The 15,383-nt window shown below is 72.7% G+C and carries 10 protein-coding genes, 1 other RNA gene and 1 pseudogene; 3 read left to right on the top strand and 9 right to left on the bottom strand.

Annotated elements, in window-relative coordinates; translation table 11 throughout:
- Nucleotides 1-171: 171 nt before the first annotated feature.
- The 5 genes from ssrA to ftsE form a co-directional block, all read right to left on the bottom strand.
- Nucleotides 172-560: a transfer-messenger RNA gene (gene ssrA / locus AC0KTA_RS23145) on the bottom strand.
- Between the two features lie 142 nt (nt 561-702).
- A complete protein-coding gene (gene smpB, locus AC0KTA_RS23140; RefSeq protein WP_481050138.1) occupies nt 703-1,224 on the bottom strand; it encodes an SsrA-binding protein SmpB in 522 nt (173 codons plus the stop codon).
- Nucleotides 1,225-1,242: 18 nt separating this feature from the next.
- Entirely contained in the window at nt 1,243-2,430 is a 1,188-nt protein-coding gene (locus AC0KTA_RS23135; RefSeq protein WP_481050137.1) for a S41 family peptidase, read from the bottom strand.
- Nucleotides 2,431-2,530: 100 nt separating this feature from the next.
- Nucleotides 2,531-3,448 (bottom strand): permease-like cell division protein FtsX, encoded by a 918-nt coding sequence (ftsX, locus tag AC0KTA_RS23130; protein WP_481050136.1) that lies wholly within the window; start codon nt 3,446-3,448, stop codon nt 2,531-2,533.
- A gap of 86 nt (nt 3,449-3,534) precedes the next feature.
- A complete protein-coding gene (ftsE, locus tag AC0KTA_RS23125) occupies nt 3,535-4,224 on the bottom strand; it encodes a cell division ATP-binding protein FtsE (RefSeq protein ID WP_016644946.1) in 690 nt (229 codons plus the stop codon).
- A 230-nt stretch (nt 4,225-4,454) separates the two neighbouring features.
- Between ftsE and AC0KTA_RS23120 the strand changes: the two genes are divergently transcribed.
- Nucleotides 4,455-4,646 carry a hypothetical protein gene (locus AC0KTA_RS23120; RefSeq protein WP_481050135.1) on the top strand — a complete coding sequence of 64 codons (192 nt, stop codon included), beginning with the start codon at nt 4,455-4,457 and terminating at the stop codon, nt 4,644-4,646.
- A gap of 207 nt (nt 4,647-4,853) precedes the next feature.
- On the opposite strand, the gene AC0KTA_RS23115 is transcribed toward AC0KTA_RS23120, so the two are convergent.
- The 4 genes from AC0KTA_RS23115 to AC0KTA_RS23100 all read right to left on the bottom strand — a co-directional run bounded on the left by AC0KTA_RS23115 (nt 4,854) and on the right by AC0KTA_RS23100 (nt 10,103).
- Entirely contained in the window at nt 4,854-5,546 is a 693-nt protein-coding gene (locus AC0KTA_RS23115) for a hypothetical protein (protein ID WP_481050134.1), read from the bottom strand.
- Between the two features lie 326 nt (nt 5,547-5,872).
- The gene (gene prfB / locus AC0KTA_RS23110; protein ID WP_481050133.1) at nt 5,873-6,979 is read right to left on the bottom strand and encodes a peptide chain release factor 2; all 1,107 of its coding nucleotides are present in this window, start codon (nt 6,977-6,979) and stop codon (nt 5,873-5,875) included.
- Between the two features lie 136 nt (nt 6,980-7,115).
- On the bottom strand, nt 7,116-8,354 hold the full coding sequence (locus AC0KTA_RS23105; protein ID WP_481050132.1) for a serine/threonine-protein kinase: 1,239 nt from the start codon (nt 8,352-8,354) through the stop codon (nt 7,116-7,118).
- Between the two features lie 138 nt (nt 8,355-8,492).
- Nucleotides 8,493-10,103, bottom strand: a complete 1,611-nt coding sequence (locus AC0KTA_RS23100) for a serine/threonine-protein kinase (RefSeq protein ID WP_481050131.1) — start codon at nt 10,101-10,103, stop codon at nt 8,493-8,495.
- Between the two features lie 615 nt (nt 10,104-10,718).
- On the opposite strand from AC0KTA_RS23100, the pseudogene AC0KTA_RS23095 reads away from it, so the two are divergent.
- A pseudogene (locus AC0KTA_RS23095) lies at nt 10,719-11,540 on the top strand (FHA domain-containing protein); the annotation flags it as partial.
- Nucleotides 11,541-12,584: 1,044 nt separating this feature from the next.
- Entirely contained in the window at nt 12,585-14,996 is a 2,412-nt protein-coding gene (locus tag AC0KTA_RS23090) for an FtsK/SpoIIIE domain-containing protein (RefSeq protein ID WP_481056528.1), read from the top strand.
- The last annotated feature ends 387 nt before the right edge of the window (nt 14,997-15,383 follow it).

Below are 15,383 nucleotides of genomic sequence, written 5' to 3'. Positions count from 1 at the left end.
GAGCATCCCGGATGACGGCCGCGCGCGACAGTAGGCGGCCCCGCACGGCCCACCCGAGCCCGCGCCAGGGGGTGCGGGTGGCAGAGCCCCCGCTACGCGCGGCGCAGCCGCGCAAAAACGACGAAGGCGACGCGGCCCGCGCTGTCCGCGGGCACACGTCGCCTGTCGACTTCGTGGAGATGGCGGGAATCGAACCCGCGTCCAACGGTGCGGAATCAGGGCTTCTCCGAGCGCAGTTCGCTGCGATTTTCTCGGCCCCGGAGATCTCGCGAACAGGTCTCCGACAGGCCCAGTCACTGTTTGATTTCCCGTCGAACCCCGTGACCGGGTTCGACGGTTTAGTTCCCTAGATTATGCCAGGGTCCGGGTCGGGAACACCCCCGGGCTGACACCCATTAAGGGTCCTTCAGTCACTGCTTATTAGGCAGCGAGGGCGAAGGACTGGGAATCGCTCTTGGAATTGGCGATTATTGGTTGCGACATATGGTTTACGAGATCATTGCCGCTTCCTCGGCTCGCTTCCCCTGCTTCGACATCCGCTGTCGAAACCGATCATCCCCATGTTGATTTTTCAAGCCCTCCAGGGAGGGCGCTCGCCCCTGCGTGAGGAACGTTGTCCATCGTACGTGAACAACGCCGACCGGTGCCAGCCTATTCCCACGGGCCGCGGGAGGGCGGCCCCGCACAGGGCCCCCGGCCCGGCTACGCGATCCCCTGCCTCCGCCTGGCCGCCGAGATCGCCCGGTTCGTCTCCCTCGTGTCCTGCTTCTCCCGCAGCGTCTGCCGCTTGTCGTACTCCTTCTTGCCCTTGGCCAGTGCGATCTCGACCTTGACCCGGCTGTCCTTGAAGTACAGGGCGAGGGGCACGATCGTGTGGCCCGTCTCCTGGGACTTCGACTGCAGCTTGTCGATCTCGGCCCGGTGCAGCAGGAGCTTGCGCTTCCGCGTGGCCGAGTGGTTGGTCCAGGTGCCCTGCACGTACTCGGGGACGTGGATGTTGTGCAGCCACGCCTCGCCGCCGTCGATGTGCACGAAGCCGTCCACCAGGGAGGCCCGGCCCAGGCGCAGCGACTTGACCTCGGTGCCCATCAGCACCAGGCCGCATTCGTAGGTGTCCAGGATGTGGTAGTCGTGCCGCGCCTTCTTGTTCTGCGCGATCATCTTGCGGGCGGGGGCCTTCTCGTTGGCCTTGGCGGCCTTGCGCTTTACCTTTTCCTTCGCCATAGTCCGCCCATTTTCGCACTACGAGGGGGGTCCGAGGCCAGTCAATACTGTCTCGGCCCGCTCCTGGGCGCCGTCCTCCACCTCCAGGTCCGGGGTGATGCCCCGGCCGTCGACCGCCTTCCCCGAAGGGGTGCGGTAGTGCCCGACCGTCAGCTCGGCGACGGAGCCGTCGGGCAGCTTGCTCGGCATCTGCACCGAGCCCTTGCCGAACGTCCTGGAGCCCACGACGACCGCGCGGCCGCGGTCCTGGAGGGCCCCGGTGAGCAGCTCGGCCGCGCTCATCGTGCCGCCGTCGACGAGCGCGACCACGGGTCTCCTGGTGTCGCCGCCCTGCTTGGCGTGCAGGGCGCGCTGCGCGCCTCGTACGTCGTACGTCGCCACGAGGCCGCCGTCCAGGATGGCGGAGGAGGCCGTGGTGGCCTCGGAGACCAGGCCGCCGGAGTTGCCGCGCAGGTCCAGGAGGACGCCGGCGCCCTCGGGGGCGCTGCGCACCGCGTCCCGTACGGCCTTGCCGGAGCCCTTCGTGAACGCCACGACCTTGATCATCACGGCGCCGCCGGGGAGCCGGGTGACGGTCACGGAGTCCGTCGAGAGGCGGGCGCGGCGCAGGGTCTCGGTCCACGCGCGCGTGCCGCGCTTCAGGCCGAGGGTGACCGGGGTGTTCTCGCGGTCGCCGCGCAGCAGGGCCACGACGTCCGTGACGGGGCGGCCGGTGGCGTTCTTGCCGTCGATGGCGGTGAGCTCGTCGCCCTCGCGGATGCCCGCTCGCTCCGCCGGTCCGCCGCGCTGCACGCGGGACACCTCGATCTTGCCGTCGGCGGCGCGCCTGGCCCACAGGCCGACTCCGGTGTAGGCGCCGTCGAGGGACTGCTCGAACTCCCGATACTCCCCCTGGGAGTAGACCGACGCCCAGCGGTCGCCGCTGCGGCTGACGACGTTCTCGGCGGCCTCCTTGCCGGACTTGCCGTCGGCCATCGCCTCGGCGGCGGCGTCGGCGGCTTCCTCGGCGGGGTCCCGGTCGCGGTCGCTGTCCCGGGAGGAGGCGACGGCGCGGGTGGACGGGGCCGCCGGATTCCGGCCTTCCGTCGCGTTCTCGGTCCAGGAGCCGGTGGCCGCGCCGGTGGCGAGGACGCTCGCGAAAACCAATGTCAGGGCCGCCCCGCGGCGGATGCGGCGGGGCTCGGTGAGCCGGTCGGGGCCTGACATGTCGGTGAGTCTAGGACAACGAGGGGCGCCGCACGGCCGGTTGACCGCACGGCGCCCGAGGCACTCCTCACACCCTGAGGACCGGGAGATGCCTCTCGCCTCACACCTTCAGGTACTTGCGCAGGGCGAAGAAGGCGGCCAGCGCGGGCATGAGGAGGCCGATGGCGAGCACGAGCGGCAGCTTGGCGAGCACCGCGTCCCAGCCGATGAAGTTGATCAGGTTGAGCTTCTCGGACAGCATCAGGCCGTGGTCGATGATGAAGTACCGGCCCAGGAGCAGGAATCCGCACGCCAGCCCGCCGCCGATCAGACCGGCGACGGCCGCCTCCAGGATGAACGGCATCTGGATGTAGAAGCTGGACGCGCCGACCAGCCGCATGATCCCGGTTTCACGTCGACGGCTGAACGCCGAGACGCGCACCGTGTTGACGATCAGCATCAGCGCGACGACGAGCATGAGCGCCATCACCGCCAGCGCCGCCCAGTTCATGCCGTTGAGGAGCTCGAAGAGGTTGTCCAGGACGCCCTTCTGGTCCTCCACGGACTGCACGCCGTCCCGTCCGGAGAAGGCGGTCGCGACCACCTGGTACTTCTCCGGGTCCTTCAGCTTGATGCGGTACGACTCCTGCATCTGGTCCGGCGTCAGCGAGCTGGACAGCGGGGAGTCGCCGAACTGCTCCTTGTAGTGCTTGTACGCCTGGTCCGCCGTCTCGTGCTGGACGGTGTCGACGACCGGCATCTTCTTCAGATCGGCGAGGATCTGCGTCTTCTGCTCGTTCGTGACGGCGCCCTTGGCGCACTTGGGGTCCTGCTCGGCGTCCGCCTTGTTGCACAGGAAGATCGAGACGTTGACCTTGTCGTACCAGTAGCCCTTCATCGTGCTCACCTGGTCGCGCATGAGCAGCGAGCCGCCGAAGAGGGCGAGCGAGAGCGCTACGGAGACGATGACCGCGAAGGTCATCGTGAGATTGCGGCGGAGACCGACGCCGATCTCCGACAGGACGAACTGGGCGCGCATGGCGGCCTTTCAGTGGATCAGGTGGAGCGGAGGGTGCAGGCACGGGAGCGGAACGCCGGCGGCCATGGCAGGCGCCGGCGTCCGGGTCAGTGCTGGTAGCCGTAGACGCCGCGGGACTGGTCGCGGACCAGGCGGCCCTTCTCCAGCTCGATGACACGCTTGCGCATCTGGTCCACGATCTGCTGGTCGTGGGTGGCCATCACGACGGTGGTGCCGGTCCGGTTGATGCGGTCGAGCAGCTTCATGATGCCGACCGACGTCTGCGGGTCGAGGTTGCCCGTCGGCTCGTCCGCGATCAGCAGCTTCGGCCGGTTGACGAAGGCGCGGGCGATGGCCACGCGCTGCTGCTCACCGCCGGAGAGCTCGCCGGGCATCCGGTCCTCCTTGCCGCCGAGGCCGACGAGGTCGAGGACCTGGGGCACGGACTTGCGGATCTCGCCGCGCGACTTGCCGATGACCTCCTGCGCGAAGGCCACGTTCTCGGCGACGGTCTTGTTCGGCAGCAGACGGAAGTCCTGGAAGACGGTCCCGAGCTGGCGGCGCATGTGCGGCACCTTCCAGTTGGAGAGCCGGGCCAGGTCCTTGCCCAGGACGTGCACCTGGCCGTGGCTGGTGCGCTCCTCGCGGAGGATCAGCCGCAGGAAGGTGGACTTTCCGGAGCCGGATGACCCCACCAGGAAGACGAACTCGCCCTTTTCGATCTCCAGCGACACATCGCGGAGGGCTGGGCGGTTCTGCTTCGGATAGGCCTTGGAGACGTTGTCGAATCGGATCACGGATGCACCACGGGTAGCCGGGGGTAGGTGAGCGTGACCATACGCGAACCGGGTGGGGCCGCGCAGTCGGCGTCCTGAGTTGCGCGGTTTGTTGCGGATCCGACTCCGCACAAAAGGGGTGCGGGACGGTGGGCCGCGCCGAATTCCGTGGAAGCTGGCACAGTGGTAGGGGGAACGGTTGAGGTTCCCCGAGCGTTGGGCAGGCTGAGACTGTGCGGGAGGAGAAGCGCATGACCTATGACAGGTTGGTGTGCGCGAACTGCGCGGCGCCTGTGAGCGAGGGCCGCTGCCCCGTGTGCCGGGCCAGCCGGGAGCGGATGCAGCACGAGGGCCCCTTCGGCGGCCTCAGCCCTGCCGCCCTGATAGGGCTGCTGCTTGTGCTGATCATGGCGATGGCCCTGCTGGCACACCAGACGGCGTAGTCGTTGGGCACTGGGCCGGAACCGGCCCCTGAGGCGCCGGAGCAGGAGCTTCCGGGCAGGCAGCCCGTCAACGGACGCGTACGTACGAAGCGGTACGCGGAAAGGCCCGGAGCCGGTGAGGCTCCGGGCCTTTCTGTCGCCTTCGACGCCGCTCGTTACGTTGCGTACGTCGCCGTAACACTACGTTGCAGGCGGGTGACCGTCAGGTCAGGCCGCTGCGCCGCGGTTGCCGACCAGGCGCGGCAGGAAGCGGAAGCCGACGCCACCGGCGATCATGGTGGCGGCACCGATGATCAGGAAGGTGGTCTCGGCGGCACCCGTCTCGGCGAGCTCGCCGTCGTTCTTGCCGCTGCCGTTGTCGGCGACCTGGTCGACCGGCTTGGAGCCGGTGTCGGTCAGGCTGTCCTTGCCGCCCTGCTCGGCCGGGCCGGAGCCGCCGTCGGGGTCGGTGTCGTTGCCGCCGCTGCCGCCGCCGGTGCCGTTGTTGTCGTCGTCACCCGGGTCGGACGGCTGGTCCGTCGGCTCCGTGGGCGGGTCCGTCGGCTCGGTCGGCGGGTCCGTGGGCTCGGTGGGCGGGTCCGTCGGCTCCGTGGGCGGGTCGGTGGGCTCGGTCGGCGGGTCCGTCGGCTCCGTGGGCGGGTCCGTCGGCTCGGTGGGCTCGTCGGTCGGCTCCGGCGGGTTGGTGGGCTCCTCCGGGTCCTCGGTCTCGTCGCCACCGCCCGGCAGGTCGACGTCGACGCCGATGCCGTTCTCGTCGGCGGAGGCGCTCGCGCCCGTCCCGCCGAGGTCGACGCCGACGTCCAGGGCCGAGGCGGCGCCGGCGGCGGTCAGCGAGGCGCCGGCGGCGATCACCGCGCCGGCGGCGATCCGCGCGACACGGATCCGCGTCTTCTTCGTCATCTGGCTGCTACCCCCAGTAGCTGAATCGTCAGTGAGGCAGCGCCCCGGATCGCGGTCACGGGGTGGCTCGCGATCGGCCCCCCGGATCACACGCGTCCCAGAGATACGCATGCCGCTCGCTAGCTTTTCCAGTTTTCGAAGCACCGTCAAGGTCGTTGCGGGCGCGATGCCCGTTATGGGGTCAGTTGACCGACGTACGGACATGTGACTGTGACGTAAAAGGCGCAACAAGCCCACAGGAGGCCCGGGAAGGCCCATAAACAAAGGCAACTGCCGCCCGGAGGGCGACAGTTGCCTCGCTCAGCTTTGTCGACTTAGCGCCGAAATTACTTCTCCTGCTGCTTGCGCCAGCGAATTCCGGCCTCGAGGAAGCCGTCGATCTCGCCGTTGAACACGGCCTCGGGGTTGCCGACTTCGAACTCGGTGCGCAGGTCCTTCACCATCTGGTACGGGTGCAGGACGTACGAACGCATCTGGTTGCCCCAGGAGTTGCCGCCGTCGCCCTTGAGGGCGTTCATCTTCGCCTGCTCCTCCTGGCGGCGGCGCTCGAGGAGCTTCGCCTGGAGGACGTTCATCGCGGTCGCCTTGTTCTGGATCTGCGAGCGCTCGTTCTGGCAGGAGACGACGATGCCCGTCGGGATGTGCGTCAGGCGGACCGCGGAGTCCGTCGTGTTCACGCCCTGGCCGCCGGGGCCCGAGGAGCGGTACACGTCCACGCGCAGCTCGGACTCGTCGATCTCGATGTGGTCGGTCTGCTCGACGACAGGGAGGATCTCGACGCCCGCGAAGGACGTCTGGCGGCGGCCCTGGTTGTCGAACGGCGAGATGCGCACCAGGCGGTGCGTGCCCTGCTCCACGGAGAGCGTGCCGTACGAATACGGGGCCTGGACGGCGAAGGTGGTCGACTTGATGCCGGCCTCTTCCGCGTACGACGTCTCGTAGAGCTCGGTCTTGTAGCCGTGGCGCTCCGCCCAGCGCAGGTACATCCGCTGGAGCTTCTCGGCGAAGTCGGAGGCGTCTACGCCGCCGGCCTCGGCGCGGATGGTGACGACGGCCTCACGCGCGTCGTACTCCCCGGAGAGGAGGGTGCGGACCTCCATCTCGACCAGCGCCTTCTTGACCGCGGTGAGCTCGGACTCGGCCTCCGCGCGGGTGTCCGGGTCGTCCTCCTCCTCGGCCATCTCGAAGAGCACGCCCAGGTCGTCGATCCGCCCGCGCAGCGCCTCGGCCTTCCTGACCTCCGCCTGGAGGTGGCTCAGCTTGCTGGTGATCTTCTGCGCTTCGTCCGGGTCGTCCCAGAGGGACGGCGCCGCCGCCTGCTCCTCGAGCACGGCGATGTCTGCCCTCAGCTTGTCGAGGTCCAGGACGGCCTCGATCGACTCCATGGTCGAGGAGAGGGACTTGAGCTCTTCGGATACATCGACGACTGCCACACCCCCAGCGTAACGGCTGCGGCAACCGGTCTTCCCCCGTGCCGTGGGCTCGCCTCGCGCCTGGGCTCATGGGGCTGCGCCCCTTTCCCCCCTTTCGGCGCTTCGCGCCTCGTCCTCAAACGCCGGACAGGCTGATTCACGGGGCCGGGGGCGCCGAATTGTTGTTGTCGGGGGGTGCCGGGTCGGCGTCGTCGCCCGTCGTCGCGTACCAGGCGCCCGCTCCCACCGCCGCGGCGAGGACGACCCCCGCCACGCCGAGCGTGATCCTGCGCCGCCGTGCCGAGGACCGGTGCCGGGCCGAGCCGGGGCGGACGGCGCCCGTGGTGCGCGGGGCTCGCGCCGTCCCCCTGGCGCCCCCGGCCAGCTCGTCGGGGGCGGGCACGCGCATGGACGTGTGCGTGTCCCGGTTGGCGTCCGCGGGCGTGGCCCCGGGCACCAGCGGCACGGCGCCCCGCCGCGGGGCCTTCTCGCGCGGCTCCGGCGCCGTCTCCTCGTACGCCTCGTCGGCCGCGGACTCCGACTCCGGTTCGTCGACGTCCAGCGGCGGCATGCCCGCGAGCAGCGGCAGCTGCTCCCGCAGCCGGTCGGCCAGCTCGGAGGCGCGCAGGCGGGAGGCCGGGGCCTTGGCCAGGCACTGGACCATGAGCTGCCAGAGCTCGTCCGGGATGCCGGGGAGCGGCACCACGGTCTCGGTGACGTGGCGCCGAAGGACCGCCCCGGGGTGGCCGCCGCCGAACGGCGTGAAGCCCGCGAGCAGCTCGTACAGGACGGTGGCGAGGGCGTAGATGTCGACGGCCGCGCGCGGGGGCAGCCCCTCGATGATCTCGGGGGCCAGATAGTCCGGCGTGCCGATGATCTTCGTCGCGCGGGTGCGGCGCGGCGAGTCGATGAGCTTGGCCACCCCGAAGTCGGTGAGCAGGGCCGGGTGCGCCCCGCCGGGGCCGAGGGGGCCCTGCATGTCGAGGAGGACGTTCTCGGGCTTCACGTCGCGGTGCACGATCCCGGCGGCGTGCGCCGCGGCGAGGGCGTCCGCGACGTCCGCGACGATCGCGACGGCGGCCTCGGGGGCGAGCCGCCGCTCGCGCTCCAGGCGGGTGCGCAGATCCGTGCCGCGTACGAGATCCATCACGAGCGCGAGGTCGTTGCCGTCCACCACCAGGTCGTGGACGCCCACCACGCGCGCGTGGTCGAGGCTGAGCAGTGCCGTGCGCTCCTGGACGAAGCGGCCGACGAGCTCCTGGTCGGAGGCCAGGTCCTCGCGCAGCAGCTTGATGGCGACCGGCCCTTCGGGTCCCTCGCCGAGCCACACCGTGCCGGCACTGCCCCGTCCCAGAATCTGGTGGGCCGTGTACCGGCTGCCGATCTTCCGTCCCAAGACTGCTCCTACGGATGTGTGTTGGCCCAAAACTACGCGGCCAGGGCGCCAACCATCACATCCGCAGGGGAAATCACCCCGCGGGAGTCGACAAATCCACAGAGTGGGCCGGGTGCGGCTCCCGCACCCGGCCGGGCGTCATCCGCCGACCTTGCCCATCCAGTCGGAGACGGTGTTGTAGACGTCCTTGATCTGCTCCCAGTAGCCCTTCGTCGTGCCGATCCAGTCCTGGAGCGGGCTCAGCTCCCAGACCAGCCAGCTCGCGACGAACAGGATCACGAGCACGACCAGGCAGCCCTTGAGGCAGCCGAGGCCGGGGATCCGGGTCCGGTTCGGGTTGTCGCGGCGGCGCTGGCGCGGGGCGGGCGGCGCGGGCTGCGGCGGGGCGGGCTGCTGCGGGGGCGCGTACGGCTGGGGGTGCTGCGGCTGCTGGGGCTGCATCTGCCGCTGCGGCTGCATGGGCGGCTGGTACGGCTGCGGCTGGTGCTGCGGGGCGTACGGCTGCGGCTGCTGGGGCTGCTGCTGCGGGCGGGCCACCTGGCGCTGCGGGCGGCGGCGCAGCGGGTCCTGGCTCGGGTCCAGGTACTGCACCTGGGTCTGGTCGTTGCGGTCGCGGGCCGCGCGCATCTGGTTCTGCCAGGGGTGCGGCTCGTCCGGGTTACCGCCCTGGTTGTGGCCCACCGGCGGCATGACGGCCGTGGGGTCGGCGTTCGGGCCCTGGGGGCCGCCGGTGTTGGGCATGACGCTGGTGGCGGCGTGCGGGTCGTACCCGCCCGCGTTGGTCGGCAGGACCTGGGTGGGGTCGGCCGCGCCCGGGGTGTCCGGCACCGGCGCGGGGGCCGGGTCCGGCGCGAGCAGCGCGGCGACGCCCTCGGCGGCGGCGATCTGCGCGGCGTTCGCGTGCACACCGATGCCGTCGGCGACGGCGCGCAGGCCGCGCGCCAGGTTCTCGGCGCTCGGGCGGCGGTCCGGGTCCTTGCTCAGGCAGCGCTCGATGACCGTCCACAGCGGGTCCGGGACGGTCGAGGGGCGGCGCGGCTCGGCGCTCAGGTGCTGGTGCAGGACTTCGAGGGCGGAGCCCCCGGAGAACGGCGGCCGGCCCGTGACCAGCTCGTACAGCAGGATGCCCGCTCCGTAGATGTCGACGGCGCTCGTCTGCGGGCGGCCCTCGGCGGACTCCGGCGCGACGTACGCGGGCGTGCCGACGAACTCCTGGGTGCGGGTCAGGCCCGGGGAGTCGGCGAGGCGGGCGATGCCGAAGTCCGTGAGCATCGGGTGCATGCCCTCGGCATCCTGCTTGACCAGGACGTTCGCGGGCTTCAGGTCGCGGTGCACGACGCCGTCGGCGTGGCTCGCGGCCAGCGCGTCGGCGATCTGGGCGGTCAGCAGGGCCGCCGCGGCCGGCGTGAACGGGCCGTTGTCCCTCAGGTACTTGTGCAGGTCCGGACCCTCGATCAGGTCCATCACCAGCGCCAGCAGGTCGCCCTCGACGACCAAGTCGCGGGTGCGCACGATGTTCGGGTGCGTCAGCCTGAGCAGGACGGAGCGCTCCCTCAGGAAGCGCATCACCACGTCCGGGTCGTTGGCGAGCTCCTCCTTGAGGACCTTGATCGCGACGGTCTCGCCGGGCTGGCCGGGGACGGCCGCTTCGGCGCCCGCGGTCTCCCGCTGGCGGGCTCGCCAGACGGTGCCCGTGGCGCCGCGCCCGAGCGGCTCCTCGAGCAGGTACTTGCTGCCTACCGGCCGCACGTCATGCGCTCCCTGCTGATCTGGCTGGTCTGAATCTGATCTGGCTCTTCCGCCGACACGGCGTTCCGACCCACTGTAGTGCCGCTGAACGGGGCACCGGCCGACGATCTTGCGCCCACCGACGGCCGGAACCGGCCACGTTGCGGACCTTTGTTCGGAGGGAAGACGCTCGACCAGCGCGGTTGGTTGCCGAGGCGGCCGGGGCGGGCCCGAAAACGGACTCTGGTCCCCGCGTACGTTCGCGCGCTCCCGCCGCACGGGGCGGATTCTCGCGTTGTACGGGGCGGATTCCCGCGTTGTACGAAAGCACGCTCCGCACCGTACGAAAGCGCTCCCCTGCGCACTCTCCTGCGCCGTACGAAAGCACCCTCCCGCGCCGCACGGAAGCACTCTCCTGGCCATGACCGTCCACATCGGTCCGAGCAGGCACTTTGCGGGCACTTTTCCGAGCAGAGCCGACCAATCAAGATCACTTACGGGTGGGTGGCGGGCGTGTTGTCAGTGGCAGGTGCGAGGATGCTGTCCGTACTGGCCGACGTGCCCGTGTGCGGTGGGGGGAATCACAGCGCGAGTCCCCGTGCCGGGCGCCCAGCGCAGAAGGGACCGCTGACGGCGATGCAGATCCGGCTGACCGTCCTCGGGCCGCGTGGCGGCCAGACCGAGCCGGGGGGACGCCCCGCGGCGGCCTGCGACGTGCTGGTCACCGCCCCCGCCGGAACCGCGCTCGCCGCGGTCGCCTCCGGCCTGGCCGCGACTGTCGCCGCAGGCGACGGCCCCGCCGTGTTGTACGCGCAGTCCGACCGCCTCGACCTCCAGCGCTGCACACTCGGCGAGCCGCCCCTGGTCGACGGCGCCGTGCTGTCCGTCGGCACCCCCGCCGAGCCAGGACCCGAGCTGGCCGACGCCGCCACCCGGCTGCACGTGGTCGCGGGACCCGACGCGGGCGGTGTGCACCTGCTGCACGGCGGCCAGATCCGCGTCGGCCGCTCCGCCCAGGCCGACGTGCCCCTGGACGACCCGGACGTCTCCCGGCTGCACTGCGCCGTCACCCTGGACCCGGACGGCCGCGTCACGGTCACGGACCTGGGCTCCACGAACGGCACGACGGTCGACGGCCGCACGGTCACCGACCGCCCCGTCCGCCTCGCCTCCGGCTCCCTGCTGCGCATCGGCGAGTCCGTGCTCCGCCTGACCACCGGCACCGCCCCGGAGGCCCCGCTGCCGAGCGCTCCCGACGGGGAGGGCCATGTGCGGGTGCGGGTCGCTGACGCGGGGGCGGGTGAGGGTGCCCCGGCGCGGGCGGGCGACGTGCCCGGGCTGCGCGCGGGGGGCGTGTCCGGCGGGGCGGCTGGGGGCGAGGTGGGGGGTGGTCCTGGTCTGGGCGGGGCTGGGGCTGGTGCTGGTGCGTCGGGTCAGGGGGTGGCCAGCGGGCCGGGTGTGGGGTTGGCCGCGGGGGTCGGTGGTTCTGGGGGGTCGGGGGGTTCTGCGGGTTCTGCGGGTTCTGCGGGGTCAGGTGGTTCCGGAGGGCCGGGGAGTTCTGCAGGGTCAGGTGGTTTTGGGGGGCCGGGGGGCTCCAGAGGGTCGGAGAGCTCTGGCGGTCCGGAGGGGGCTGGCAGGCCCGGCGGTTCCGGTGTAGTGGACAGGGCCGGTGCTGTGGGCGCTCCGGGGGTGTCGGGCAGGCGTGACGGGCCCGACGGTCCGGGTGCTCCCGGTGGGCCCGGCGGTTCCGGTGCTACGGGCGGGCCCGACGATCCGGGTGCCCCAGGTGCCCTGAGCAGGCGAGGCGGTCCGGGTGTTCCGGACGGTGCCGGTGCTCCGGGTGGGTCCGGGGGTCCCCGCACCGCAGGTGGTCCTGGGGTTCCGGCCCAGGGGTTCCAGCAGCCCCTGGGCAGGTGGACACAGCACGCGTACGGATCGGCGGACTGGGGTGCTGCCGGGGGCAGTGGCGTGGGTCCCGGCGGGTCGGAAGGCCAAGGGGGCCCGGGAGGCCAGGTCGGCCCGGTCAGACAGGGCAGTCAGGGCAGTCAGGGCAGTCAGGGCAGTCAGGGCAGTCAGGGCGACCTAACGGCTCCGGCAGGCCCTGGCGTCCCGCAGGCTCCCGTAGCCCCGGCGGTTCCGGGAGCCCCGGATGCTCCGGCAGGCCCGGTAACTCCGGCAGGCCCCAAAGCCCCCGGAGGCTCAGGGAACTCACCAGCCGCACGAGCCCCACATTCCCCTAATTCCGTACAGACCCCTCAGGACCCGCACTCCCCACACACCCAACAAGCTCCGCAGGCCCAACAGGCGCCGCACGCCCCACAAGCACCACACGATCAACAAGCACCGCACGATCAACAAGCACCGCACGACCAACAAGCTCCGCAGGCCCAGCAGGCGCCCCATACCCAACAACCCCAGCAATTCCCACACAACGCACACGACCCACAAGCCCCGAACGACCCGCACACCCCGAACATCTCTCACTCCTCCGAGGCGGCCGTCGTGCCGCAGCAGGGCGGGGTGCCCGAGATGGAGCGGCATCGGGCGGGCACGCCGCCGCGGGGTACCTCCGTGCCGCGGGGGCTGCGCAAGCGCGGTGGGCTTTCGGCGTGGGCGCGGCGGCTGGCCGGTGGGCGGGGCGAGGAGGCGGAGCGGGAGCACGCGGCGTACGACGAGACGTACGACGGGCCCCGGGACGTGGCGGCGTACGAGGGCGGGCAGCCCGGCGGGGCCGAAGGTGCGGCCGACGCGGGCGCGCGCGTGCCCGAGGCGTGGCCCGACGCGGCGGCGCTGCTCCTGACGGCGCTCGGCCCGGGCACGCGGCTCTGGGAGCGCGGCCCCGGGCACCCGGAGGCGCTGGCCGTGCGGCTCGGCACGGTGGACCGGGCCGCCGCGGCCGGGCTGCTGCCCGCCGTGCCCGTGACGGTGAGCCTGCGGGAGGCGGGGGCGCTCGGGCTCGCCGGCCCCCGTGACCGGCTCGCGGGCCTGGCCAGGTCGGTGCTCGCGCAGTTGGCCGCGCTGCACTCGCCCGCCGCCCTGGAGATCGTCCTGATCAGCACGGAGCGTACGCGTACGCCGCGGGAGCGGGCCGACGAGTGGGCCTGGCTCGGCTGGCTGCCGCACGTGCGGCCGGGCCACGGCCAGGACTGCCGCCTGCTGCTCGCCTACGACCGCGACCAGGCGGCGGCCCGCACGGGCGAGCTGCTGCGCCGCCTGGACGAGCCGGAATCCGGTGAACGGGGCTTCTCCGTGGGGCAGTTGGACGGCTCACCGGAGGGGGCGGCGGCAGGGCCGCGCACGGTGGTGGTCGTGGACGGCGACCCCGGCTCGGCCGGACTGCGGGAGGCGGCCGTGCGGCTCGCGCGGGAGGGGGCGCGGGCCGGGATCCATGTGGTGTGCCTCGCCGAGACGGCGGCGGCCTCGCCCGCGTCGCCGGTGACGGATACGTACGAGGCGGCGTGCGAGGTGTCGCCCGCGTTCCGCGCGTGCGGGGCGGCGGCGCTGCTCAGCGGGGACGTGGCGACGGCCCTGCGGGTGCTGCGCACGGCGGACGGCCGGCCGGCGGGGCACGGCACGGTGGCCGTGGTGGACGCGGTGTCGGCGGCGTGGGCGCAGCGGTTCGCGCGGGCGCTCGCGCCGCTGCGGCCCGACGCGGTGGGCGGGGCCGGGCACGCGCGCGTGGCGGTTCCACTGCCCCAAGCGGCGCGGCTCCTGGACGAGTTGGGGCTTGCGCGGGCGACGCCCGCCTCGCTGATGGCGCGGTGGGCGGCCGCCGCGGACGACGCCCAGGCGCTGGGCGGGCGGGCCTGGGCGGTGCTGGGCGCGGGGGCGCGCGGGCCGGTCGTCGTGGACCTCGTGGCGGACGGGCCGCATCTGCTGGTCGAGGGCCCTTCGGGCAGTGGGCGCACGGAGTTGCTGCGCTCGGTGGCGGCGTCCCTCGCGGCGGCGGAGCGGCCCGACCGGCTCGGGATCGTGCTGATCGACGGGCGGGACGGCGGTACGGGCGGCGGGGCGGGTGGTGCCGCCGTGGCCGGGGCCGGTGCCGGGGCCGGGGAGCGGTCGGGGGACGGGCTGCGGGCCTGTACGGAGTTGCCCCATGTCACGACGCATCTGGCCGCCAACGACCCGGTCCGGATGCGGGAGTTCGCGCAGTCGTTGTCGGCGGAGCTGAAGCGGCGGGCGGAGTTGCTCGGGCGGATGGGGTTCGCGGAGTGGCATACGCAGCGGGAGGTTTCGGGGCGGATGGTGGCTCAGCGGTCGTCCGGGGCGGGGCGTGCCGCTGCGGGTGCGGGTGTCGACGGCCGGGTGGACGCAACTGCCCCGGCCGACGCGGAGCTTGAGGCGCCGACGAGTGCCACGTTGCGGCTGCGGCCCGCCGGGGCCGGGCGGGCCGAGCCCGGGCCGCCGCTCGCGCGGCTCGTCGTGCTCGTGGACGACTTCGACGCGTTGCTGGCGCCCGCGCTCGGGTCGCCCGGGCGGCCTGCGGCCGGGTCCGTGGTGCGGGCCCTGGAGGCGGTGGCGCGGGACGGGGAGCGGCTCGGGGTGCACCTCGTGGTGGCGGCGCGCAGTGAGCGGGCCGGGGCTTCGGAGGTCGGGCGGCGGGCCGGGCTGCTGGTCGCGTTGGACGCGGTGGGCGCCGGGGCGGAGGATCCGGCTCCGGGGCGGGGGGTGTTGCGGGGGGGCGACGGGCGGGTGGCCGCCTTCCAGGGCGGGCGGGTCACCGGGAGGATTCCGCGGACGGCGACGTTGCGGCCCACTGTGGTGCCGCTTGAGTGGGAGCGGATGGGGGATCCGCCGGCGCGGAGGCCCGTGCGGGAGCTGGGCAATGGGCCGACGGATCTGGCCTTGCTGGCCAGTGCGCTGGACCGAGCGGCGCGGTCCGTCTCTGCCGAGCGGGTCCCGTCCCTCCTGTGACCCCAGGCCGGGGTGACCGCCCCCACCCCACCTGACCCCCGCCCGAAACACCCCCGTCGGCCTGAGCTGCGCCCCTCCCCTCACATCCCGGCGCCGTCGGCCTGGGCTGCCTTTAAGGGTCGGGAGCCGCCCTGCGGCACGACTGCCCACAGCGGGGAGCGGAAGCGGGTGGCGGCCGTCGGCGTAGGTGCGCTTGCCCTCGCATGTCGGCGCCGCGGACGGGACTGTCTTGGGGGCGGGATCCGCCCCACGGAACGACTGCCCACAGCGGGGAGCGGAACCCCTTGCGGCCCCTCGCCACCCCGCGGCACCGCAGCCGCAGCCGCCGACGGCGGGCAACCCTCGCAGGAGACGCCCACCCCGCGGCCGACTGGAAGCGGGCGGGCG

It is taken from the genome of Streptomyces sp. Y309 (assembly GCF_056712025.1).
The sequence above is the reverse complement of the archived record's forward strand: the minus strand, read 5'-3'. Positions and strand labels throughout refer to the sequence as shown.

Excerpts from the sequence above, each read along its gene's own strand:
- smpB (WP_481050138.1), bottom strand. The coding sequence starts at position 1,224 with ATGGCGAAGGAAAAGGTAAAGCGCAAGGCCGCCAAGGCCAACGAGAAG.
- AC0KTA_RS23135 (WP_481050137.1), bottom strand. The coding sequence starts at position 2,430 with ATGTCAGGCCCCGACCGGCTCACCGAGCCCCGCCGCATCCGCCGCGGG.
- ftsX (WP_481050136.1), bottom strand. The coding sequence starts at position 3,448 with ATGCGCGCCCAGTTCGTCCTGTCGGAGATCGGCGTCGGTCTCCGCCGC.
- AC0KTA_RS23120 (WP_481050135.1), top strand. The coding sequence starts at position 4,455 with ATGACCTATGACAGGTTGGTGTGCGCGAACTGCGCGGCGCCTGTGAGC.
- AC0KTA_RS23115 (WP_481050134.1), bottom strand. The coding sequence starts at position 5,546 with ATGACGAAGAAGACGCGGATCCGTGTCGCGCGGATCGCCGCCGGCGCG.